This window comes from Agrobacterium sp. LAD9, from assembly GCF_003031125.1.
GTDB lineage: Bacteria > Pseudomonadota > Alphaproteobacteria > Rhizobiales > Rhizobiaceae > Agrobacterium > Agrobacterium radiobacter.
This window is the reverse complement of record NZ_PHGS01000025.1, coordinates 300,701-322,671: the sequence shown is the minus strand read 5'-3', so window position 1 is coordinate 322,671 and position 21,971 is coordinate 300,701. Positions and strand designations below refer to the sequence as shown.

The following is a 21,971-nucleotide window of genomic DNA, read 5'->3' as shown; positions in this document are numbered from 1 at the left end:
AGGAACCCGCCGATGATCGCCAGCATTCTGATTGCCGTGGTTGCGGCCATCCATATTTACATCGTCATTCTGGAAATGCTGCTGTGGGAAAAGCCAGCCGGGCGCAAGGCTTTCGGTCTTTCGGCAGATTTTGCCCGGCAGACAAAGGTGCTTGCCGCCAATCAGGGCCTTTATAACGGCTTTCTCGCGGCCGGGCTGATCTATGGGCTCATGCAGGGCGATGAAGGGCTGAGCTTCAAGGTTTTCTTCCTGACCTGCGTTTTGGTGGCCGGTATTTTCGGCGCCATGACAGCCAATATGAAGATCCTGTTCATTCAGGCATTGCCGGCATTGTTTGCGCTCGGCTTCCTCTGGATCGGAGCATGAGCCGATGAGCGCATGGAACGACACGTCCGCAAGAGACGCGCTCAACCGCATCTTCATGGCCGCAGTCGCAAGCGCCGATCCGGCAAAGGTGTTGCAACACCACCTTCCCTCCCCGCCCAAAGGGCGGTGCGTGGTGGTGGGCGCCGGCAAGGCTTCCGCCGCCATGGCCGCAGCGCTTGAAGCGGCATGGCCACATGTCGATCTCTCCGGTGTGGTGGTGACGCGTTACGGCCATGCTGTCCCGACTGCGCGTATCGAGATCATCGAGGCTTCCCATCCCGTGCCTGACGATAAGAGTGCGGAAGCGGCGAAACGCATTCTCGCCGCCGTCGAGGGATTGACCACCGACGACATGGTGATCGCGCTGATTTCCGGCGGTGGTTCGGCGCTGATGGTGGCACCGGCCGAAGGCATGACGCTTGCCGACAAGATGGCCGTCAACCGCGCTTTGCTTGCCAGCGGCGCGACGATTTCCGAAATGAACGCCGTGCGCAAGCATCTCTCCCGCATCAAGGGCGGACGGCTGGCACTGGCCGCCAGACCGGCCAAGGTTGTTTCGCTGCTGATTTCCGACGTGCCGGGCGACGACCCCTCGGAAATCGCCTCCGGCCCGACGGTTGCCGATCCGAGCGACATCGAAACCGTGCGGGAAATCATCTCCCGTTATGCGCTCGATCTTCCGGAAAACGTGCGCAAGGTGCTGGAAAAAGGTGAGGAAACCCCGAAGGCCGGCGATATCGACGAGGATATCCGGCTCATTGCCGCTCCTTCGCTCGCCTTGCAGGCGGCAGCGGATGAGGCCGTGAAACTCGGGCTTACGCCGCTCATCCTCGGGGATTCGCTGGAAGGCGAATCCAAGGATGTCGGGGCTGTCATGGCCGGTATAGCGCTCTCCGCCAGTCGCAAGGGCCTGCCGGTCAAGGGCCCGGCCGTTTTGCTTTCCGGCGGCGAAACCACGGTCACGATTGGCAAGGGGCCAGCCGGCAAGGGCGGCCGTAACACGGAGTTCCTGCTGAGCCTCGCACTGACGCTGAAGGGCGCGGGCAGCATCTGGGCCATTGCCGGCGATAGCGACGGCATAGACGGCGTCGAGGATGCGGCGGGTGCTGTGGTGACGCCGGATACGCTTGCCCGCATGCGCGAAGTCGGTGTCGATCCGCGTCAGTTGCTCGTAAGCCACGACAGCTACACCGCTTTCAAGGCGGCAGGAGACCTTGTCGTCACAGGTCCGACCCTGACGAATGTGAATGATATCAGGGCGATTTTGATCGGGTGATAGCGGGGGAATTCGCAGGGCTGCTACCCGCAGAGGGCACGCATCACAGGCAAAGGCCGTTTTTGACTATGCCCTCGGACAGGAGTAATCTGGCAGGATATCCTTTGGAGCTTCAGCCATGCGTACTGGAGTGCTCATACTTGGCCTGATCATGGCCCTTATTCCTACCTTGGCGGATGCCCATAATTGCAAATGCCGAAATCGCGGCACCATGTTCGAACTCGGCCAGACATCCTGCCTGAAGGTCGACGGTGGCTCCTATCTCGCGCGCTGCGAGATGAAGCTCAACGTTTCGTCCTGGACCAAGCTCCAGGATGGCTGCCCCATAACGGAACGGGTGCAGCGACAGACGACACGCGTCAATTGATCCCGTCCGCAGATGACGTCAGGGGCATCTTCTCCCCGGCAACGGGGAGAAGAAATATGCCGCAACCTCGTCTTACAGCTTCACCCAGCCGCCATTCTTCTTGCCGGACTCGATGCAGGCCGTAACAAAGGCGACGCCTTTAACCCCGTCATCGACGGTCGGGTAAATAACCGCCTTATCGAGCGCCGAACCGGTGCGGCGGGCTTCGATGGCATGCGCCGCCTCGGTATAGATCGTGGCGAAGGCTTCGAGATAACCTTCCGGATGGCCGGACGGAATGCGGGTGACGCGTGCTGCCGCAGCCCCTGCCCCGGCACCGCCGCGGGTGATCAACTGCTTCGGCTCGCCAAGCTTCGTAAACCAGAGATAGTTCGGATCGGCCTGCGTCCACTCGATGCCGGCCTTGTCGCCATAAACACGGACCTTCAGCCCGTTTTCGTGACCGACCGCAACCTGGCTGCACCAGAGTAGCCCCTTGGCTGCCTGCTTGCCGCCCTTCGGCTTGAAGCGCAGCATCACATGCGCATTGTCATCCAGCCGGCGGCCTTCGACAAAGGTATGCACATCCGCCGCCAACTCATCCGCTTCCAGACCGGAAATGAAGCAACCGAGATTATAGGCATGGGTGCCGATATCGCCGGTGGAGCCGCCGACGCCGGATTGCGCCGGATCGGTGCGCCAGACGGCCTGTTTCGCGCCGGTCTGTTCCACCGCTTCCGTCAGCCAGTCCTGCGGATATTCCATCTGCACCAGACGGATCGTGCCGAGCGCGCCTGACTCCACCAGTTCCCGCGCATGCCGCACCATCGGATAGCCGGTGTAGTTGTGCGTGAGGATGAACAGTGCATCGGCCTTGTCGGCCACCTGCTTCAGCTTTTTGGCGTCTTCCAGATTGGAGGTCAGCGGCTTGTCGCAGATGACATGGATGCCGCGCTCCAGAAACGCCTTCGCTGCCGGATAATGCACATGGTTGGGGGTAACGATCGCCACCGCCTCGATGCCATCCTCGCGCAGCGCTTCCTTTTCGGCCATTTCCTCGAACGAACCATAGCAACGCTCGGGATCGAGCCCCAGCTCGTGGCCGGAAGCGAGGGATTTTTCCGGCGTCGAGGACAGGGCCCCTGCCACGAGATCGAAACGATTGTCGAGCCGCGCCGCCATGCGGTGAACGCCGCCGATAAATGCGCCCGAACCACCACCGACCATGCCAAGGCGAATCCGCTTGTTCGCCTTGTCCGTTGTCTTTCCTTCAATAGCCATAATATCTCCCCTGAAATGCTTTCAAAGCCCAAGCATACGGCGGTTGGCCGCATCATCGGTGCCGCTTGATGCGAAATCGTCAAAGGCTTTTTCCGTGACGCGGATGATATGCGCCTTGACGAATTCCGCCCCTTCCCGGGCGCCGTCTTCAGGGTGTTTCAGTGCGCATTCCCATTCGACGACGGCCCAGCCGTCAAAATCATTGGCCGCCATCTTGGAGAAGACCGCACCGAAATCAACCTGCCCGTCGCCCAGCGAACGGAAGCGACCAGCGCGGTTCACCCAGCCCTGATAACCGCCATAAACGCCCTGCCGCCCGGTCGGGTTGAACTCCGCATCCTTGACGTGGAACATCTTGATGCGGTCCTTGTAGATGTCGATATTGTCGAGATAATCTAGGCATTGCAGCACGTAATGCGAGGGATCGTAGAGCATGTTGGCGCGTTTGTGGTTCTTCACCCGCTCGAGGAACATCTCGAACGTCACGCCGTCATGGAGATCTTCGCCCGGATGGATTTCGTAGCAGACATCCACACCCTGCTCATCAGCGTAATCGAGGATCGGCGTCCAGCGTTTCGCCAGTTCATCAAAGGCTGTTTCCACCAGACCGGCCGGACGCTGCGGCCACGGATAAACGAACGGCCAGGCAAGCGCGCCGGAAAACGTCGCATGCGCCTTGATGCCGAGATTTTTCGAGGCTTTCAGCGCGAGCTTCACCTGCTCCACCGCCCATTGCTGACGCGCCTTCGGGTTGCCGCGCACTTCCGGTGCGGCAAAACCGTCAAAGGCCTCGTCATAGGCCGGGTGAACGGCGACGAGCTGACCTTGCAGATGGGTGGAAAGCTCGGTTACTTCCACGCCGTTCTGGCGCGCGACACCGGCAAACTCGTCGCAATAATCCTTCGATTCCGCCGCTTTTTTGAGATCGATCAGCTGCCCGGCCCAGGTCGGCACCTGCACACCGGCGTAACCCTTTTCCGCCGCCCATTTGGTAATGCCATCCCAGCTGTTGAAGGGGGCTGCATCACCGGCAAACTGACCGAGAAAAAGACCCGGCCCTTTGATCGTTCTCATAAAAATCTCCTCCTGCATCGATACAGTTGCGCGGTAACCCGCTTTGTTCCCAAGCGCCAAGCTAACCGCTCGTGATTTTCAAACAAGCCCCAAAAGCGGAGGGGCAAGAGAATTTCCGTATTTCATTTAAAAGACGGGAGGCGCTTAAAGCGCCAGTCCGCTCGCCCTGTCGAAGACGTGCACGCGCTCATGGTGCACGGTGGCTGCGAAGGGGGTGTTCACCTTCACCGGCTGCTCACCATCCACCACTGCCGTAACCTGATCGCCCGCCAGTTCGAAGACCACATGGGTCTGCGCGCCCGTCGGCTCCACCAGCACCGTCCGTCCGGTAAGCGAGATATCGCCGCCAATCGCCGAACCGATATGTTCGGGGCGAAGCCCGATCGTCACCGGCTGGCCGCGCTTGACCTTGCGGGAGGCGGCAATGCGGATCGCGGTGCCGTCCTTCAGCCGGGCGGCGGGCTGGTCACCCTCGCCATCGACCACGCCTTCGATGAGGTTCATGGCCGGCGAACCGATAAAGGCGGCGACGAAGAGATTGGCGGGTGTCTTGTAAAGTTCGAGCGGCGTGCCCTGCTGTTCGATGCGGCCGTGATTGAGCACCACCACCCGGTCCGCCAGCGTCATGGCCTCGATCTGGTCATGGGTTACATAGATGGAGGTCGTCCCAACCTTCTGGTGCAGAGCCTTGATTTCGCTGCGCATCTGTACGCGAAGCTTGGCATCGAGGTTGGACAGCGGCTCATCGAACAGGAAGACGGCCGGGTTGCGCACCACGGCGCGGCCCATGGCGACACGCTGGCGCTGGCCGCCGGAAAGCTGTGAGGGCTTGCGATCCAGAAGCTTGCCGAGATCGAGCATGCGGGCGGCTTCCGCAACACGTTCTTCAATGACGTTTTTTGGCTGGCCGGCGAGCTTCAGATTGAAGCCCATGTTTTCGGCCACCGTCATATGCGGATAAAGCGCATAGGACTGGAACACCATGGCGATGTTGCGCTCGCGCGGGGTCATGCCATTGACCACCCTGTCGCCGATGAGAATATCCCCATCGGTGATCTCCTCCAGCCCGGCGATCATGCGCAGAAGGGTGGATTTGCCGCAGCCGGATGGACCGACCAGCGCGATGAATTCACCATCCGTTATATCAAGCGAGATGCCGTGGATGACATCGAGCGCGGCATAGGACTTGCGGATATCCTTAAGTTCGACGGAAGCCATTTTTTGCTCCTTTCACGTCACGATTTGACGGCACCGGCCGTCAGACCCGCGATGATGTGTTTCTGTGCGAGGAAGAAGACGATGACGGTCGGCAGGATCGTCAGCGTGATGAAGGCGAGAACGAGCTGCCATTCCGTGCCGAATTCGCCGCGATAAACCATGATGCCGAGCGGCCAGGGATATTTCGATTCCGAATTCAGCATGATGAGCGGAAGGATGTAGCTGTTCCAGCTGCCGACGAAGGAGACAATGCCAACGGTCGCCACGATCGGCCGCGAAAGCGGCACGGAAATATGCCAGAAGAAGCGTAGATAACCGCAACCATCCACGAAGGCCGCCTGAAACAGCTCGTCCGGCAGATTACGGAAATAATTGCGGAACAGGAGAATGCTCATGCCCAGCCCGAAGGCTACCTGCGGCAGCACCACACCCCAGTAGGTATCGAGCAGGCCGAGATCGCGGATACGAATGAACAGCGGCAGGATGGCGGTCGCCGCCGGAAACATCAGCCCCAGCAGAAAATAATTGAGCAGGAAGGACGAGCCGAAGAATTTCACATGCGCGAAGGTGAAGGCCGCCATGGCCGAGACAGTCAGCGTCAGGAATACCGTCAGCAGCGCGATGACCAGCGAGTTGAAGATTTGCAGCCAATAGCGTTTGCCAAGCAGGATATCGCCGTAGTTGGACCATTGCCATTCGGCCGGAATACCGAACGGGTTGACACGCAGGTCTCCCAGCGTCTTGAAACCGCCGAGCGCGGTGGTGAGCAACGGGATAAGCACGATGGCCGCAATCAGGCTCAGCGATATGTAAAGATAAAGCTTGGTTTGCAGCGGCATGCGGACGGAAGTGGATGTGTCAGTCATGGCGCATGAAAATCCTTTTGTAACCGAAGGCGAGCGTCACGCAGATGACGAAGAGAACGACGCCGACTGCGCTGCCAAGCCCCACCTGCATGCGCATGACGCCGTAGGTGTAGAGGAAGGTGACCATGGTTTGTGTGGAGTTGGACGGGCCGCCGCCGGTGAGCGGCATGATCATGTCGAACAGCTGCAGCGAACCGATCACAGCAAAGAAGACGGACAGGCGCACCGTGGAACCGAGCATCGGCAGCGTGACATAACGGAATTTCTGCCAGCCGGACGCGCCGTCGATTTCGGCTGCTTCCAGCACGTTCTTGTCGACGGATTGAAGGCCGGCGATGAACAGCATCATATGGAAACCGAAATATTTCCAGACGATGACGCCGAGCACGGCGTAGATCGCCACATCCTTGTCGGCCAGCACGTAAGGATTTGCGAAGCCGAAGAAATTGGAAATGGCGGCGAACAGACCATAGTCGCCATCATAAACGAAGCGCCAGATCAGGCCCGCTGCGACGTCAGCCAGAACATAAGGCAGAAAGAACACCAGCCGGAAGGCTACGACGCCGGGAATGCGGTGCGCCAGCATCATGGCCAGCCAGATCGCCAGCGGAATCTGGATCAGGATAGAGATAAGGATGATCAGGCCGTTATTCATAAGGGCCTGCGAGAAGGCGGCATTACCGAACAGGACCTGGAAATTCTTCAAACCGACAAAATCGGTCGGCGTGCCGTAACCGTTCCAGCGGTAAAGGCTGTACCACGCCGCCTCGCCCATGGGCAGGATGACGAACAGGGTAAAGAGCAACAGGGCGGGCGGCAGAAACACCAGAAGGGTCAGCGCCCGGTCATGCGCGACCGAACTTTGCTTGCGCTTGGCCTTTGTCGCGCCGCGCGCCGGTATGGACGCAGAAGTCATGGAAATATCCGTCATCTCTATCCGCTTTCATGGAGGCAGATAAGCAGCGCCGCACATTCGCGGCGCTGCCATGAAAACCGTCAGATCAGCGCAGTTCGAATGCGTCCTGAATCTGCTGGGCGCCCTCTTCGGAGGTCATCTGGCCGGAAACGATCTCGACTGAAATATCGTTGACGACGCGGCCGACGGCGGCGCCCAGTGTCTGGTCGAAGAAGTTCTGGTGCCAGGTGGAGGCGGCAAGCTGTTTTGCCGAATCCGCCAGCAGCGGGTTCTTCACCGCACCGGCGGCACCCGTGGCAACCGGCAGGATCATGCCGGCGGTCGCCATTTTCTCTTCGCTTTCCTTGCTGGTCAGGAAGGCCGCGAAATCGATCGCTTCCTTGGAAGCGTTCTTGGTGAGCGCCCAGCCGTTCAGGCCGCCCAGCGTATCAGTGGCCTTGCCGGCACCGCCTTCGACAACCGGGAAGGCGAAGCGGCCGATATTTTCAGGGGCGAGCCCCTTGCCGTCGCCGGCATTCTTGCGCTGGTTGGCTTCCGTATTGTCGAAGCCGAGAATAATTGCCGCCTTGCCGTCGCCGAAGACACCGAGCGCCTGTGGCCAGGTGGAGCCGAGATAACCGGGCTGGAAGGGTTCGAGCTTGCCGAACTCGGCCAGCTGTTCACCGGCCTTGATGATCGCCGGGTTCATGAAACCTTCGCCTTCGCCCTTGCGGGCGGCATCGAACACGGCCTGCCCGCCATTGCGCATGACGAGATAGCTCCAGTAGAAATGGATCGGCCATTTTTCACCGCCACCGCCCGCGATCGGGACGATACCGGCTTCCTTGATCTTCTTGACCGTGGCGCTGAAATCGTCCCAGGTCTTGATATCCTCCGCCTTCACACCGGCCTTGGCGAACAGCTCCTTGTTATAAAAGAAGCTGACGAGGCTGACGCGGTACGGTACGGCCCAGACCTTGCCGTCAAAGGACAGGCCGTCGATTGCGGATGCATTATAGGCCTGACGCAGCTTGCCGCCGTCGGCGTCGAAAACTTCGGTCAGATCTTTCAGCGCGCCGGTCTTGGACTGTTCCTCAAGGACGCCGCCACCCCAGCTGTAGAAGAAGTCAGGCACGTCATTGGATTGCAGCAGCGTCGGCAATTTTGCCTTGAAGGCCTCGTTTTCGAGGAACTGCAGCTGAACATCGACATCGGGATGCTTGGCCTCGTATTCCTTGGCAATCTCCTCCCAGACAGCCACGGATTTGGGGTCCAGCTCCACATGCATCCATTTAACGACGGTCGCTGCCGAGGCGCTGGCCGCGCCGAGCATCAGGGCTATGCTTGTCGTTGCGGCAAAGGCAATCCGCCTGCCGCTCAGGCTTGCGCCTGCGTGCCAATACGTCATGATCGTGATCCTCCCTGGGGTTCCTCACCATTTATTCCCCAATGCGGATTAATTCACCCCACGCCCTGCCCGATGTCAAGGCGGTTTGCCAATTTTTTACCCAAACCGCTTGACACACCCCTCCCGACAGACGTTATTTAATCCGCAATCCGATATAAATTCGTTTTAGATCGAACCCGATCGCAGCAGGACCTCATGAAGACCGCAGACCCCGAATTGATGCGCGCGATCAACAGGCTGAGCGTGCTTGATAGCATCCGCCGCCATGGCCCGATCTCGCGGGTGGAAATCAGCGAAAGAACGCAGCTCTCCACCACGACCGTTTCGGCGATTACCGCCTCGCTGCTCGATGACGGGCTGATTCTCACCCGCCATATCGGTGATATCCGTACCGAAGGGGCGCGCGGCAGACCGCGCGTGATGCTGGAACTGAACCCGGATGCCGCCCGCGTTGTGGGCGCCAAGATCGCCGCAAACCGCATGGTTTTCGTCGTCACCGATTTCTGCGGCAATGTGCTGTCCACCCTTGCCTTGCCGATCCGCGTCGACCGCCAGCCCATCGGCGTCATCGCCGATCTGGTGGAAGACGGCGTACGACGCTGCGTCGTCGATGCCGGTCTTTCGCTTGAGGATGTGGACATGGTCTGTCTCGGCCTGCCCGGTGTCATCGAACACCGCACCGGCAGGATCCGCAGCAGTCCTATCCTGCGCGAAGTAAACGTCAACTTTGCCGAGGAAATGACGGCGCGGCTGAATTCGCCAACCATCATCGAAAGTGACGCACACGCCATCACGCTCGCCCACCACTGGTTCGGCCATGCGCGCGATCTCGAAGACATGGTGCTGATTTCGCTGGAACAGACACTCGGGCTTGGCGTGCTGCACCAGAACCAGCTGTTTCGTGGTGCGGGCGGTCTCAGCCACAATCTCGGCGACCTCGTCATCGGCCTTGCCAATGAAGGCACGGTGCGGCTGGCAAGCCAGGCGGGCGAAAATGCCATTTTAGGCTCGCGCCCGGTGGACGGGCGTTTTGCCGAAGCGATCCGGCTCGGCCGTGGCATGCAGCATGCCCATGCGCTGATTGCGGCTGAAGATCACGATCTCATCGCGGCGGCCCTGCGCGCCGGCGCAGCACTTGGCCTGACACTTGCCAATATCGTCACGCTGTTTGCGCCGCCGCGGGTCATCATCACCGGCTCCAGCCTCGAACTTGGCGAACCTTTCATCGCCAGCATTCGCAACAGCTACAACGCCGCCGTGCCGCCATCGCTGGCCGGTGTCGCGGAACTGGTTTTCGATGTTGCGAGCGACGAATTGTGGGCGCAGGGGGCCGCGGCCGTTGCGCTTTACGAACTTTACGAATCGCCATGGAACACAACCGGGCCAGCGCTCTAGCCCGCAGGGTTGAGCACAGGCCCAGGCATTTCTGATTTACGGGAGGAATCATATGAACAAGGTCGGTATCGGCATCATAGGCTGCGGCAACATTTCCAGCGCCTATCTCAAGGCCATGGCGTCGTTTCCTATTCTCGATATTCGCGGACTGGCGGATATGAACGAGGAAGCGGCGAAGGCGCGGGCGAACGAATTCGGCCTGAAGGCAACCAGCATCGACGCGCTTCTCTCCGATCCCTCCGTGGAAATCATCGTCAACCTGACGATCCCCAAGGCGCATGTGGAAGTGGGCCTGCGCGCGCTCGATGCCGGCAAGCACGCCTATTCGGAAAAACCGCTCGGCATCAATTTCGCCGAGGGTAAACGCCTTGCGGATGCGGCAAAGGCCAAGGGCCTGCGCATCGGCTCGGCTCCCGATACATTCCTCGGGGGCGGACACCAGACCGCACGCCGCCTGATCGATGAGGGTGTGCTGGGCGAGCCCGTTGGCGGAACGGCCACCTTCATGTGCCCCGGCCATGAGCGCTGGCACCCCAACCCGGCCTTCTATTACGAGGTCGGTGGCGGGCCGATGCTGGATATGGGCCCCTATTACATTACCGATCTCGTTAACCTGTTCGGCCCGGTCGCCAAGGTGGCGGGCTTTGCCGTTGCACCGCGCAATGAGCGCCTCATCACCAGCGAACCGAAGAACGGTGAAAAAATCCCCGTCCATGTCGCCACCCATGTGTCCGGCATGCTGGCCTTCGAGAACGGCGCCGTTGTGCAGGTGGGCATGAGCTTTGATGTGGCGGGCCACAAACATGTGCCGCTGGAACTCTACGGCACCGAAGGCACGCTGATCGTGCCCGATCCCAACCATTTCGGCGGCGAGGTGCAATTGCTGAAAAAGGGCGGCCAGTTCGAGCCGCAGGCGCTGTCGTCGCCCTATGCTGACGGCAATTATCGCTCCATCGGCGTTGCAGATATGGCCTACGCGATCCGCGAGAACCGTCCGCACCGCGCCAATGGCGATCTCGCCCTGCATGTGCTGGAAGTCATGGAAGCCTTCCAGACGGCATCGGACAGCGGCACGACCGTTTCCATCACCACCAAAGCGGAGCGCCCTGCGCCGCTCGAAACATCGCTGGTCGACGGCCAGCTCGGCAAATAATCCCGAGGAGGAAATAAATGCGCGAAGCACTCATCGTCTGGGGCGGCTGGAGCGGCCACGAGCCGCAGGAATGCGCCACCATCGTCAAGGACATATTGGAGGAAGACGGTTTCAAGGTCTATGTGGAGCACAGCACGGAGGCTTTCGCCGATCCGTCGGTGCATGATCTCAGCCTCGTCGTGCCTATTGTCACCATGTCGAAGATCGAGAAGGAAGAGATCAAGAACCTCACGGCCGCCGTCGAAAACGGCGTCGGCATTGCCGGTTTCCATGGCGGTGCGGGCGACAGTTTCCGCGAATGCGTGGAATATCAGTTCATGATCGGCGGCCAATGGGTCGCCCACCCCGGCAATATCATCGATTACACGGTCAACATCACCCGCCCCGACGACCCGCTGATGGAGGGAATTTCCGATTTCCCCTATACGTCGGAGCAATATTACATGCATGTCGACCCTTCCAACGAAGTGCTGGCGACGACGAAATTCACCGGCGACCACGCATGGTGGATCGACGGCGTGGTGATGCCGGTGGTCTGGAAACGCAAATACGGCAAGGGCCGCGTCTTCTATTCGGCACTCGGCCATCAGGCCAAGGAATTTTCCGTGCCGCAAATGAAGACCATGTTCCGCCGCGGCGCCAACTGGGCGGCGCGTTGAAGCATGCATTGAGAGGCGGCCAAACAAGGCCGCCTTTTCCTTTCATCAGCCGCGAATAATCTCTTCCGCCGCCATCGCCACGCTGAGAACATGGTCATCCGTGCCGTGTAGACCGGAAAGCAGCAGGCCAACCGGCATGTCTGCTTCACCCGTTCCGCAAGGGATGGAAACGCCGCAGAGATCGAAGAAATTGCCGATCTGGGTGTTTCGCAGGGTTTTCGCATTCATGGCGAAAAAGGCATCGTCGTCATCGAGAAGCGGCGCGACCTTGGCCGCAACATGCGGCAATGTCGGCGACACCAGCAGTTCCTGCCTGCCGATCATGCCTGAAAACGCCGCCGTCATGCGTTCGCGCGCCTCGATGATGGCGATATAATCAGGCATTGAAATATTTGCACCAAGCCTCGTTCGCGCAACCACGCGCGGGTCCATGCGCGCGGCATCCGCACCTTCCAGCCGTGTCTTGTGCAGGGCAAAGGCTTCCGCCGTCACCAGCGCACCCTTTTCTTTGATAAGATCGAATAGCTCCGAAAAAATGGGAAATGCCTGCCGCCGCACCGAGGCACCGGCGCGGACAAGACGTTCCACCGCCTGCTCGAAAGCGGCTGCAACGCCATCCTCTATGCCATCGAAAAATACAGTTTCCGGCACCACCAGCGAAAGGCCCGCGAGAGGCGCACGCTGGACGTCTGCAGCCGCCTTGCCGCGCATGGCGGCATCCACCCAGACGGCGTCCTGCACGGTGTGCGTGAGCGGCCCGAGCGAATCCAGGCTTTTTGCCAAGGGATAAACGCCACGCATCGAATAGCGGCCGCGGCTTGCCTTGTAACCCACCACACCGTTGAAGGCGGCGGGAATACGCACCGATCCGCCCGTATCGGTGCCGATCGCTACCGGCACCAGACCGGCTGCGACAGTGACGCCCGCGCCAGACGAAGAGCCGCCCGGCAGACGGTGACCATCCTTAGAAGCAGGATTGCGCGGCGTGCCATAATGCGGATTGATGCCGAGACCGGAAAACGCGAACTCGCTCATATTGGTGCGGCCGATGCAGATCATGCCCGCCTGTTTCAGCGCCGTCACCACATCCGCATCGCGAGACGCAGGCGCATCATCCGCAAGCACCGTCGATCCGGCCGTGGTCGCCATGCCTTCCAGATCAAAAAGGTCCTTCCAGGCCACCGGAATGCCATCAAGCACGCCACAGGAACGGCCCTCGGCAATGCGTTTTGACGCGGCTTCCGCCTCCAGCATGGCCCGCGCCGCCGTCAACTCGACAAAAATGGCCTGATCGCCCTCATTGCCGATCGCATCCAGCGTCTCCTCCGCCAAGGTACGCGGATCGAGATGGCCGCTCTGGATGAGAACGGAAAGCTGCGCGATATTTTTGCCTCTGTGAGCCATGGATATCTTCCCTGAAAACAGCATGTTGCGCACAACATGCCGTTTATCGACCCGTTGGCAAGGTCAATCATCGCGCCATCTATGCCCCACACGCCAGATCAGGAAACATGACGGAGATCGCAGAATTTTGGAGTCTATCCTTGACGCTTCATCTCTAACCTCCGATTTTTTCAACCTGAGGTGCAGGAACGCCATTTCTTATATAAGCTACGACTATAAAAAGACGGATTAATTCTTAATCGCCTCTAAACTTTGTTGAATTATTTAGCAGACATCATTGAAACGCATGCCCTATAAAATTCCATAAAACAATTATAACGCGACATCGCGGGGGACTATCGCGAATGGAAGAGACTGCCTATCGCGGGACGGATAGACAGGTTGAACCGGGCCACACGCTTCGCTCACCGACGCAGCCGGAAACAGGCCGGTTTTCGCGGCGGCGGTCGCTTGCCAGCAAGATAACCCTGATATTCCTGGGCGGCGTGATCTTTTCCTACAGCATCGGCGCGCTCGTCGGCTGGTACATGTTCGTTGCCGCCGCCAGCGAGCAATGGCTCAATCAGGCCCGCGTCAATTCGCAGATCGCCAGCGCCACGCTTCGCAGCATCTATACCTATGTCAGCGTCACCGCCGATGCCGACGGGCAGGTCAACGGCATATTGACCGACAAGCCGATCGGCGATGATGACTCCATTCTCGTCACCGGCTTCAACCCCAGCGACGTTCTCGCGCTTATCGGCGCGCAGACCAAGAATGCCGTCTGGCTTTTCCGTTATGATGAGGCCGATTCCGGCTTCCGCCAGATCGCCGCAGCCTTTGACAACGCCACCGATGACGACGAAAAGCCGCTCGCCACCGATCCCATCTTTTCCAGAGACGCGGTCGCCGCGCGTTTTTCCACCGGTTTTGCGACCATCGGCGAATCCAGCCATTATATCGGCCTGCTGCCGATCATCAGCACGGAAACGAAGAAACCGATCGGCGCGGTCGCCGTCAGCATCGGCGGCTCGGACGCGCTTTATGGCGCGCAGCGCAAGCTCATCTATAATTCACTCGCCGCGCTGATCGTGGTCTTGACCGTCACCGGCGTACTTGTGACGGTGATTGCCCGGCATTTCCTGAAACCGGTCCCGGCGCTGGTGCAGGCGACACTTCGGATTGCCCGCGAGGAAACAGATGTCGCCACGCCGTTTCAGGAGCGGAGAGACGAGATCGGCGACATGGCCACCGCCATCGAAACGTTGCGCGAGGCGGTTCTGGAGCGTGGACGCCTGCGGCAGATACGCGATATGGCGCAGCAGCTGGAGCATATGGCCCATCACGACGCGCTGACCGGACTTCCAAACCGCGTGCTGTTGATGAAGACGCTGGAAAACCGTCTGGAGCAACTGTCGGCGTCCGGCCAGCCCTTCAATGTCATGCTGCTCGATCTCGACCGCTTCAAGGCCGTCAATGACACACTCGGACATGCCGCCGGTGACGCCTTGCTGGTGGCGGTGGCTTCGCGGATTTCCTCCGTGCTCGGTGAAAACGATATGGTGAGCCGCCTCGGTGGCGACGAATTCGCAATCATACAGTCGACAAACGGTGACTGCGAGAGCGATGCGGCGATGCTGGCCGCGCGGGTGGTGCATGCCGTCTCGCGCAGTTTTGGCCTCGAAGGCAGCGACATCAGCATTGATACCAGCATCGGAATCGCCTGCGCGCCGGGCCACGGCACATCCGCCACGCAGCTTCTGCAACACGCCGATCTCGGCCTTTACCGGGCGAAATCCATGGGCTGTGGTTATTTCGTTTTCTATGAGGCGGGCATGGACATGGCGGCGCAGCATAAGCATGCGCTGGAAATAGACATGAAATCCGCACTCGAAAACCACGAATTCGAGCTGCACTACCAGCCCGTGGTCAATCTGCAGAGCGGTCGCATTGTGGCTTATGAGGCGCTGGCGCGCTGGCGGCACAGCAAGCTTGGCCTCATTACCCCGGACCGCTTCATCACGCTTGCCGAAGAAAACAACTTCATCAGGCCGTTGGGCGAATGGGTTCTGGCACAGGCCTGCATGGATGCGATGACCTGGCCGAAGGATATCAAGCTCGCCGTCAACCTATCCGCCGTTCAGCTCTATAATGACGACATCGTCCCTGTCGTCGACCGGGCGCTTGAGAAATCCGGTTTCCCGGCGGAACGGCTTGAACTGGAAGTGACGGAAACGGCCATGCTGGAGCGTGACAGCAGCGCCCGGGCCCTGAAACTGCTGAAGGAAAGAGGCGTTCGCCTCGCTCTTGATGATTTCGGCACCGGTTACGCCGGGCTCAGCACGTTAACCCATGTCGCTTTCGACAAGATCAAGATCGACCGGGAATTCGTCTCCGGCCTGCCGGCCAATCCCATGTGTTCGGCCATCGTCAACACCGTCATCGACATGGCTGAACAGATTGGCCTGAAGGTCACCGCCGAAGGCGTTGAGAACAGTGAGCAGGTCGAAGCGCTCAAGCTTTCCGGGTGCGACGAAGCGCAGGGCTATTATTTTGCCGAGCCCGCGCCGCTTGCCCGAATTCTCAAGAACCGCGCCGTCATCGCTCCGATTGCGCAGGATGAATTCGGCGACATCGGTCGACCGACACAGGAAATCTATTGCCCACCACAAAAAGCCATTTGAGAAACCGGCCGCCGGCCCAGAGGACATAAAATGCGTCTTTCAGTATTTTGCCTTTTCCTCACATGCTTTGCTCCCATCACGCCCCTTCAGGCCGCCGGCGAAGGCGACACGCTTCAGCAGATTGCCAGAACCGCCAAGATCCGCATTGGCTATCGCGAGGCCGAACCGCCCTTTTCCTATCAATTGCCTGATGGCGAGGTCACTGGTTTCTCGACTGATCTTTGTCGGGCGATCAGCGAAGATATTCGCAGGAAGCTGAAGCTCGACCGCATCGAGCTCGAATATGTCAAGGCAACGCCCGCGACACGCTTCATCCTTGTCCGCAGCGGCCAGATCGACATTGAATGCGCGGCCACGACCAATAATAACGAACGCCGCAAGATCGTAGATTTCTCCTATCCCAATTTCATGACCGCGACGCAGTTTCTCTCCCGCAGGCAGGACAATCTGAAAAGCCTTGCCGATCTCGCCGGACGGTCCGTCACATCCGCCTCCGGCACGGTCAATATCGAGCAGCTCAACGCCGTCAACCGGGCGAAGAACCTCAATATCTCGGTGATGCCGACAAAAACCAACGAGGAGGCCTTCGAACTCGTGGTTTCCGGCAAGGCTTCCGCCTTTGTCATGGATGGCATATTGCTCGCGGCACTGGCGGCGACATCGGAAAACCCGGACCTCTATGCGCTTTCCGAGGAAACGCTGAGCGCACCCGAACCCTATGGCCTGGTTTTCCGGCGCAACGACCCGGCTTTCAAAGCGGCTGTCAATGAAAGCCTCAGGCATATCTTCACCGGGCCGGCCATTCACGGCCTCTATGAAAAATGGTTCACCAAGCCCATTCCCCCCAACGGCATGAACCTGAACCTGCCAATGGCCGCGTCATTAAAGCAGGCCTACGAATATCCAAGCGAATACCAGGATTGAGAGCGCAAAGCGCCAACTCCTATCGATTTTCATGAAGATGTTTTGACGGATTATTTTGGCTGGAGATGCGCGATGCAGAGATCGACATTATGGCTTCTGTTGTTTTTCCTCAGTCTTCTGCCCGCCCAGGCGGCCAGTGACGGTGCCCAACCGCCGACGCTTGATACCATTGCCAGAACCGGCACGATCAAGCTCGGTTATGCCGATCGCAATATTCCCTTTTCTTATCTTGGCACCGGATCGGAACCGATCGGTTACAGCATCGAGCTCTGCCTGAGGGTGGCGGATTCCATCAAGAGAAAGCTCGGCCTGCCGGAACTGAAGGTCGAATTCGTCAAGCGCACGCCCAGCAACCGCATCATGCTTCTCAATGACGGCACGATGGATATGGAATGCGTGGCAAGCACGAATACGGAGGAAAGGCGCAAGGCCGTGTGGTTCTCCTACAGCCACTTCATCACCGGCACGCGTTATGTCGCGCTGAAATCGAGCGGTCTGAACACCGTCGCCGATCTTGCCGGACGAACGGTGGTGGTGACGACGGGAACCATCAATATCAGCCAGCTCAACGTGCTCAATCGCAAATTGGGGCTGAACATTGCCGTGCTGCAGAATGACAGCACGGAGGGCAGTTTCGACATGGTGACGGAAAACCGCGCCTCAGCCTTCGTGATGGACGATATTCTCTTGCGATCCTTCGTCGCCGAAACGGGCAAGCCGGAAGACTATGTCATCTCCAACGAATATCTCGCCCCGCCTCAGCCCTATGGGCTGATGCTCCGGCACGGTGATACCGGCTTCAGGGATGCCGTCAACGAAGCGCTCGGCGAAATCTATGCCAGCGGCGAAATCGAAAAAATCTACGACAAATGGTTCAACGCGCCGATCCCGCCGAACGGGATAAACCTGAAACGCCCGCTGCCCGGTGACCTGGAGGAAGCGTTTCACAAACCCGTCGATACGACGGCGGAATAAAAAAGCCGCCCGGTGGCGGGCGGCGTCTTTGGCGGAATGTCTTCAGGCAGCGCGCAGGTCCGCGCCAAGCGGGATTTCGACGTCGATCTCCAGAATGGAGACATGTTCGTCGCGATCCATCTTCACATGCACCCGGTCGCTGTCGATCTGCACATGCTTGGCGATGACACCGAGAATTTCTTCCCGGAGGATAGCCACGAGATCGGAGCCGGACGATGCCCTTTCGTGGGCGAGCAGCACCTGCAGACGCTCACGCGCAAGCGGTGCCGACTTCTGTTTGCGGAAAAGACTGAAGATGCTCATGCAGCCCTCCTTGCGAAGATCTTGGAGAAGATGCCGCGCTTCTCACCCGGGATGACCACCGGAATATCCTCGCCGGACAGACGGCGGGCGGCGTCGAAATAAGCCATGGCCGGCGCGCAACGGGCATCAGCCAGCGTTACCGGCGCACCCACGTTGGAGGCGCGCAGCACGTCCGTGCTTTCGGGAATGATGCCGAGCAGCGGAATGGAAAGGATTTCCAGAACGTCATCGACCTTCAACATGTCGCCACGCTCGGCGCGGGAAGCATCGTAACGCGTCAGAAGCAGGTGCTTCTCCATCCGCTCGCCGCGTTCGGCCTTCAGCGTCTTGGAATCGAGCAGGCCGATGATGCGGTCGCTATCACGCACCGAGGAGACTTCCGGATTGGTGACAACAACCGCCACATCCGCGTGGCGCATGGCGAGCGTCGCGCCGCGTTCGATACCGGCCGGGCTGTCACAGATCACCCAGTCGAAATGTTTCTTCAGTTCGTTGATGACCCATTCGACGCCTTCGGGCGTCAGATTGTCCTTGTCACGCGTCTGCGAGGCCGGCAGGAGGAACAGCGTCTCGAGGCGCTTGTCGCGGATTAGCGCCTGCGTCAGCTTGGCGTCGCCCTGGATGACGTTGACGAGATCGTAAACCACGCGGCGTTCAGCACCCATGACGAGGTCGAGGTTGCGCAGGCCGACATCGAAATCGACGACCACGACCTTCTCTTTATTCTGCGCCAATGCCGCGCCAAGCGCTGCGGTCGAGGTGGTCTTGCCGACCCCGCCCTTGCCGGAAGTTACAACGACTACCTTCCCCATATGGCTCTCTCCTGTTCCTGTGTGTTTATCTGTTATCAGCCGAGTTTTGCGGCCTTGATCGTATCGTTTTCCAGCCAGAGCTGAACGGGCTGGCCGCGCAGCTTGTCGTCAATATCCTCGGCCACCTTGTAGACGCCGTCGATGGCCAGAAGCTCCGCTTCGAGCTTGCGGCAGAAGATGCGCGCCGAAACATTGCCGAGCGAACCGGCCATGGCGCGACCGCGCAGGGCGCCGTAAATATGCACCGAACCGCCGGCGATGATTTCCGCGCCCGAGGCGACCGAGCCGATGACGGTCACGTCGCCTTCGGGAAACATGATCGACTGGCCGGAGCGCACCGGCTCGTTGATGACCAGTGACGGCACGACGGCCCTGACCTCACCGGCAGCACGCGGCTTTTCTTCCGGCAACTCGGCAGCGATGGCGACCGGCTCCACCTCGACATCGGAAGCGGGCTTTCCACCCTTCAGCGATGGCGGCATGCCCGGCTCGATCATCGACGGGCGAACACCCTCAATGCCCATAATGCCGACATTGCGCTCCGTCAGCGCCGCCAGCAGTTCTTTCAGGCCCGCCTTGTCGAGCGACAGCTCAGAGACGTCGAGAACCACCGGCCGCGACAGAAAGAAGCCCGCCGAACGGGCGGCGAGATCATCAAGCCTCTCCAGCCATTGATCGACCGGAGATTCGGGGGACAGGACGACTGCGAGGAAGGAGCGGCCTTTGATACGGATCGAACGCTGGTCTGTTAGCACTTTGGTCATCTTGGTAAATAAATCGTTGACAATTAGGTACCTCGAATATGGTTAACAAATGGTTAACGCCGACCCCAAAGAAGGGAAATCGTTAAGAAAATTCCCCTTGCGAAACTCCTCGCGCAGAACTTTCAAAAACCTCGGCTACCTTTTGATTTCGCGATATTCCACCCGCTGTGAATGCCTATGATGACAGCTCATCCTTGCAGCAGGCTGACGTCTCAGCGAAGACACGCCCTCACCTCCTTCCCTGCCCCGGGGAGATCGACTCGACGGGATCGCGGCACGTCCGATTCTGGCACAGGATTTCCGACCGACCTTGCGCCGGCCTTCGATTCCCTGGATGGAAAAGCGATTCCGTTATGTCTCCCAATACTGTAGATACGGGCTGCCCCACAGTTCCAATGGAAGAATGAGATGCACAGCAAAGTCCCGCCGCAGAACCAGATTTTTTCGCAAGAGTTTGCGGCCTTCCTGTTCGACATGGATGGAACACTCGTCAATTCGATCGCCGTCGTCGAGCGGGTCTGGCGGGAGTGGGCCGTTGCTAACGGCATCGAGCCGGTTGCTTTCCTGCAGCGCATTCACGGCATGCGGGCTTCGGAGGTGATCCGCCGGGAGGCGGTTCCCGGCCTTAATGTGGATGCAGAGGCGGACATGATATTGCGCGCCGAAATGGATGATGTGGACGGCATCATCCAGATACCGGGCGCCGCAGCCTTCCTCGCATCTTTGCCGGCAGGCAAGTGGGCCATCGTGACCTCAGCCGTGCGTGAACTGGCGGAACGGCGGCTCGCCGCGGCCGGCATTACGCCGCCACCCGTCATGATCTGTGCGGACGATGTCGTCAACGGCAAGCCCGATCCCGAAGGCTACAGGAAGGCGGCCGAAAGGCTGGGCGTTGCGCCGGAAAGCTGCGTCGTCTTCGAAGACGCGCCCGCAGGCATTCAGGCCGGAGAACGCATGGACGCCGCGGTGGTGGTCATCAACGTGACCCATTCCCACCCGATCGAAACGCCGCATCTTTCCATTGGCGGGTATGGTGAGCTGGATGTCATCATCGGCGACGACGGCGGCTTGAAGCTCGCAGGTAGTAAGAGCTGAAAAGCCAACCCGCGTCGTCATCCTCGGGCTTGTCCCGAGGACCCAACCACGTATCGCAAAGCCGATAGGTTGCAGATGCCCGGGACAGGCCCGAGCATGACGGAGGAGACGTTTTCGGACTTTGCCATCACCCTCCGGTTCAAGGCCGGAATGGCGGAAATGGAAAAAGCCTCGGAGTAAGGCAAATGCCAAGCCTCTGCATCAGCCGCGTCTTTCGCCTCGCACTTTTCCACACCGGCTAATTGACAGCCCAGCATAAATGCGCCCTAATGAAATTGGTAAGACCATCTTACCGTTTGCGCGATCGGGGGAGACTTTCGCGCTGGGAGGGACATCATGTTTGTGGCTCTGGAGCCGCGCCGCCTTTACCGGCTGGTCGCGGAACAAATTCGTTTGCTCATCGAAAGCGGGGAGCTGACCGAAGGTCAGCGCCTGCCGGCGGAACGGGACCTTGCGGAACGCTTCGGCGTTTCCCGTCCGACCGTCCGTGAAGCCCTCATCGTTCTGGAAGTGGAAGGCCACATCCATATCCGCATGGGTTCGGGCGTCTATGTCAGCGCAGCCGGCAAACAGGCTAAAGAAAAGCCGACGGTGCCGGATGCGCATGGTCCGTTCGAAATCCTGCAGGCGCGCTGCATCATCGAAAGCGCGATTGCCGAGGAAGCCGCGCGGCTTGCCAAGCCGGAATGCATCGCCAAGCTTGACGATATCATCGAACGCATGGCCGGCGCGCTCGACAATTCACCGCAGGCGCTCAATCTCGACCGGGCCTTTCACACCGCCATTGCCGACATCATCGGCAATTCGGCACTCAATCGCTTTACCGGCCTGATCTATGACGAGCGCAGCCTGTCACCCTTTTTCGAAAAGCTCGCCAGCTATTTCGAGGGTCCGCACACCTGGAACCTCGCCGTGCAGGAACATCGGGTAATCCGTGACGCCATTGCCGCCAACGACCCGGAAGGGGCCCGCGAGGCGATGCGGCAGCATCTGACGCTGTCGCAGAAGAGATTTTCCGAAAGCTTCGGGGAGGAAGCGATCGGAGAAGAATAACCGCCGCCAAACCGGCGACGGGGGAAATGAAAAATCTGGCT

General features: G+C 59.6%; 21 protein-coding genes. 11 read left to right on the top strand and 10 right to left on the bottom strand.

The window, feature by feature from the left end; genetic code table 11:
• Positions 1–12: 12 nt before the first annotated feature.
• The 3 genes from DA915_RS22940 to DA915_RS22930 all read left to right on the top strand — a co-directional run bounded on the left by DA915_RS22940 (position 13) and on the right by DA915_RS22930 (position 2,009).
• Positions 13–366 carry a DUF1304 domain-containing protein gene (locus DA915_RS22940; protein ID WP_003506524.1) on the top strand — a complete coding sequence of 118 codons (354 nt, stop codon included), beginning with the start codon at positions 13–15 and terminating at the stop codon, positions 364–366.
• Positions 367–370: 4 nt separating this feature from the next.
• Positions 371–1,642: a glycerate kinase gene (locus DA915_RS22935; protein ID WP_107677409.1), complete on the top strand. Its 1,272-nt coding sequence runs from the start codon at positions 371–373 to the stop codon at positions 1,640–1,642.
• A 118-nt stretch (positions 1,643–1,760) separates the two neighbouring features.
• The gene (locus DA915_RS22930; protein ID WP_003506519.1) at positions 1,761–2,009 is read left to right on the top strand and encodes a hypothetical protein; all 249 of its coding nucleotides are present in this window, start codon (positions 1,761–1,763) and stop codon (positions 2,007–2,009) included.
• Positions 2,010–2,081: 72 nt separating this feature from the next.
• On the opposite strand, the gene DA915_RS22925 is transcribed toward DA915_RS22930, so the two are convergent.
• The 6 genes from DA915_RS22925 to DA915_RS22900 form a co-directional block, all read right to left on the bottom strand.
• Positions 2,082–3,269 carry a Gfo/Idh/MocA family protein gene (locus DA915_RS22925; RefSeq protein ID WP_003506517.1) on the bottom strand — a complete coding sequence of 396 codons (1,188 nt, stop codon included), beginning with the start codon at positions 3,267–3,269 and terminating at the stop codon, positions 2,082–2,084.
• Positions 3,270–3,290: 21 nt separating this feature from the next.
• Positions 3,291–4,343 carry a sugar phosphate isomerase/epimerase gene (locus tag DA915_RS22920; RefSeq protein ID WP_060724713.1) on the bottom strand — a complete coding sequence of 351 codons (1,053 nt, stop codon included), beginning with the start codon at positions 4,341–4,343 and terminating at the stop codon, positions 3,291–3,293.
• 144 nt (positions 4,344–4,487) lie between these two features.
• Positions 4,488–5,561 carry an ABC transporter ATP-binding protein gene (locus DA915_RS22915; RefSeq protein WP_107677408.1) on the bottom strand — a complete coding sequence of 358 codons (1,074 nt, stop codon included), beginning with the start codon at positions 5,559–5,561 and terminating at the stop codon, positions 4,488–4,490.
• Positions 5,562–5,578: 17 nt separating this feature from the next.
• The gene (locus tag DA915_RS22910; protein WP_003506513.1) at positions 5,579–6,427 is read right to left on the bottom strand and encodes a carbohydrate ABC transporter permease; all 849 of its coding nucleotides are present in this window, start codon (positions 6,425–6,427) and stop codon (positions 5,579–5,581) included.
• Complete coding sequence (locus tag DA915_RS22905) at positions 6,420–7,358, bottom strand: carbohydrate ABC transporter permease (RefSeq protein WP_003506511.1); 939 nt, start codon at positions 7,356–7,358, stop codon at positions 6,420–6,422. Before DA915_RS22905 ends, DA915_RS22910 begins: the two co-directional genes overlap by 8 nt.
• 70 nt (positions 7,359–7,428) lie before the next feature.
• Positions 7,429–8,730, bottom strand: coding sequence for an ABC transporter substrate-binding protein (locus tag DA915_RS22900; protein ID WP_107677407.1), 1,302 nt, complete (start codon positions 8,728–8,730; stop codon positions 7,429–7,431).
• Positions 8,731–8,925: 195 nt separating this feature from the next.
• Here DA915_RS22900 and DA915_RS22895 point away from each other — a divergent pair, with 195 nt between their 5' ends.
• The 3 genes from DA915_RS22895 to DA915_RS22885 are packed head-to-tail and all read left to right on the top strand — an operon-like array spanning position 8,926 to position 11,937.
• Positions 8,926–10,125: an ROK family transcriptional regulator gene (locus DA915_RS22895; RefSeq protein ID WP_003506508.1), complete on the top strand. Its 1,200-nt coding sequence runs from the start codon at positions 8,926–8,928 to the stop codon at positions 10,123–10,125.
• 52 nt (positions 10,126–10,177) lie between these two features.
• The gene (locus DA915_RS22890) at positions 10,178–11,278 is read left to right on the top strand and encodes a Gfo/Idh/MocA family protein (RefSeq protein WP_107677406.1); all 1,101 of its coding nucleotides are present in this window, start codon (positions 10,178–10,180) and stop codon (positions 11,276–11,278) included.
• 17 nt (positions 11,279–11,295) lie between these two features.
• The gene (locus DA915_RS22885) at positions 11,296–11,937 is read left to right on the top strand and encodes a ThuA domain-containing protein (RefSeq protein ID WP_003506506.1); all 642 of its coding nucleotides are present in this window, start codon (positions 11,296–11,298) and stop codon (positions 11,935–11,937) included.
• 45 nt (positions 11,938–11,982) lie between these two features.
• Here DA915_RS22885 and DA915_RS22880 read toward each other — a convergent pair whose 3' ends face one another.
• A complete protein-coding gene (locus DA915_RS22880) occupies positions 11,983–13,341 on the bottom strand; it encodes an amidase (RefSeq protein ID WP_107677405.1) in 1,359 nt (452 codons plus the stop codon).
• Between the two features lie 344 nt (positions 13,342–13,685).
• Here DA915_RS22880 and DA915_RS22875 point away from each other — a divergent pair, with 344 nt between their 5' ends.
• The 3 genes from DA915_RS22875 (at position 13,686) to DA915_RS22865 (ending at position 17,903) form a co-directional block, all read left to right on the top strand.
• Positions 13,686–16,004, top strand: coding sequence for an EAL domain-containing protein (locus DA915_RS22875; protein WP_107677404.1), 2,319 nt, complete (start codon positions 13,686–13,688; stop codon positions 16,002–16,004).
• Positions 16,005–16,034: 30 nt separating this feature from the next.
• Positions 16,035–16,928, top strand: coding sequence for an amino acid ABC transporter substrate-binding protein (locus DA915_RS22870; protein ID WP_003506503.1), 894 nt, complete (start codon positions 16,035–16,037; stop codon positions 16,926–16,928).
• A 72-nt stretch (positions 16,929–17,000) separates the two neighbouring features.
• On the top strand, positions 17,001–17,903 hold the full coding sequence (locus DA915_RS22865; protein WP_003506502.1) for an amino acid ABC transporter substrate-binding protein: 903 nt from the start codon (positions 17,001–17,003) through the stop codon (positions 17,901–17,903).
• Between the two features lie 42 nt (positions 17,904–17,945).
• On the opposite strand, the gene minE is transcribed toward DA915_RS22865, so the two are convergent.
• Genes minE through minC form a run of 3 tightly spaced genes read right to left on the bottom strand, consistent with a single transcriptional unit; the run spans position 17,946 to position 19,782 of the window.
• The gene (gene minE / locus DA915_RS22860; RefSeq protein WP_003506500.1) at positions 17,946–18,206 is read right to left on the bottom strand and encodes a cell division topological specificity factor MinE; all 261 of its coding nucleotides are present in this window, start codon (positions 18,204–18,206) and stop codon (positions 17,946–17,948) included.
• Entirely contained in the window at positions 18,203–19,018 is an 816-nt protein-coding gene (minD, locus tag DA915_RS22855) for a septum site-determining protein MinD (RefSeq protein WP_003506498.1), read from the bottom strand. Before minD ends, minE begins: the two co-directional genes overlap by 4 nt.
• A gap of 35 nt (positions 19,019–19,053) precedes the next feature.
• The gene (gene minC / locus DA915_RS22850; RefSeq protein ID WP_003506496.1) at positions 19,054–19,782 is read right to left on the bottom strand and encodes a septum site-determining protein MinC; all 729 of its coding nucleotides are present in this window, start codon (positions 19,780–19,782) and stop codon (positions 19,054–19,056) included.
• Between the two features lie 408 nt (positions 19,783–20,190).
• On the opposite strand from minC, the gene DA915_RS22845 reads away from it, so the two are divergent.
• Positions 20,191–20,877 (top strand): HAD family hydrolase, encoded by a 687-nt coding sequence (locus DA915_RS22845; protein ID WP_003506495.1) that lies wholly within the window; start codon positions 20,191–20,193, stop codon positions 20,875–20,877.
• A gap of 336 nt (positions 20,878–21,213) precedes the next feature.
• Entirely contained in the window at positions 21,214–21,930 is a 717-nt protein-coding gene (locus DA915_RS22840) for a FadR/GntR family transcriptional regulator (protein WP_003506492.1), read from the top strand.
• Positions 21,931–21,971 lie beyond the last annotated feature (41 nt).

Coding starts and splice junctions, on each gene's coding strand:
- DA915_RS22940 (WP_003506524.1), top strand. CDS start 13: ATGATCGCCAGCATTCTGATTGCCGTGGTTGCGGCCATCCATATTTAC.
- DA915_RS22935 (WP_107677409.1), top strand. CDS start 371: ATGAGCGCATGGAACGACACGTCCGCAAGAGACGCGCTCAACCGCATC.
- DA915_RS22930 (WP_003506519.1), top strand. CDS start 1,761: ATGCGTACTGGAGTGCTCATACTTGGCCTGATCATGGCCCTTATTCCT.
- DA915_RS22925 (WP_003506517.1), bottom strand. CDS start 3,269: ATGGCTATTGAAGGAAAGACAACGGACAAGGCGAACAAGCGGATTCGC.
- DA915_RS22920 (WP_060724713.1), bottom strand. CDS start 4,343: ATGAGAACGATCAAAGGGCCGGGTCTTTTTCTCGGTCAGTTTGCCGGT.
- DA915_RS22915 (WP_107677408.1), bottom strand. CDS start 5,561: ATGGCTTCCGTCGAACTTAAGGATATCCGCAAGTCCTATGCCGCGCTC.
- DA915_RS22910 (WP_003506513.1), bottom strand. CDS start 6,427: ATGACTGACACATCCACTTCCGTCCGCATGCCGCTGCAAACCAAGCTT.
- DA915_RS22905 (WP_003506511.1), bottom strand. CDS start 7,358: ATGACGGATATTTCCATGACTTCTGCGTCCATACCGGCGCGCGGCGCG.
- DA915_RS22900 (WP_107677407.1), bottom strand. CDS start 8,730: ATGACGTATTGGCACGCAGGCGCAAGCCTGAGCGGCAGGCGGATTGCC.
- DA915_RS22895 (WP_003506508.1), top strand. CDS start 8,926: ATGAAGACCGCAGACCCCGAATTGATGCGCGCGATCAACAGGCTGAGC.
- DA915_RS22890 (WP_107677406.1), top strand. CDS start 10,178: ATGAACAAGGTCGGTATCGGCATCATAGGCTGCGGCAACATTTCCAGC.
- DA915_RS22885 (WP_003506506.1), top strand. CDS start 11,296: ATGCGCGAAGCACTCATCGTCTGGGGCGGCTGGAGCGGCCACGAGCCG.
- DA915_RS22880 (WP_107677405.1), bottom strand. CDS start 13,341: ATGGCTCACAGAGGCAAAAATATCGCGCAGCTTTCCGTTCTCATCCAG.
- DA915_RS22875 (WP_107677404.1), top strand. CDS start 13,686: ATGGAAGAGACTGCCTATCGCGGGACGGATAGACAGGTTGAACCGGGC.
- DA915_RS22870 (WP_003506503.1), top strand. CDS start 16,035: ATGCGTCTTTCAGTATTTTGCCTTTTCCTCACATGCTTTGCTCCCATC.
- DA915_RS22865 (WP_003506502.1), top strand. CDS start 17,001: ATGCAGAGATCGACATTATGGCTTCTGTTGTTTTTCCTCAGTCTTCTG.
- minE (WP_003506500.1), bottom strand. CDS start 18,206: ATGAGCATCTTCAGTCTTTTCCGCAAACAGAAGTCGGCACCGCTTGCG.
- minD (WP_003506498.1), bottom strand. CDS start 19,018: ATGGGGAAGGTAGTCGTTGTAACTTCCGGCAAGGGCGGGGTCGGCAAG.
- minC (WP_003506496.1), bottom strand. CDS start 19,782: ATGACCAAAGTGCTAACAGACCAGCGTTCGATCCGTATCAAAGGCCGC.
- DA915_RS22845 (WP_003506495.1), top strand. CDS start 20,191: ATGCACAGCAAAGTCCCGCCGCAGAACCAGATTTTTTCGCAAGAGTTT.
- DA915_RS22840 (WP_003506492.1), top strand. CDS start 21,214: ATGTTTGTGGCTCTGGAGCCGCGCCGCCTTTACCGGCTGGTCGCGGAA.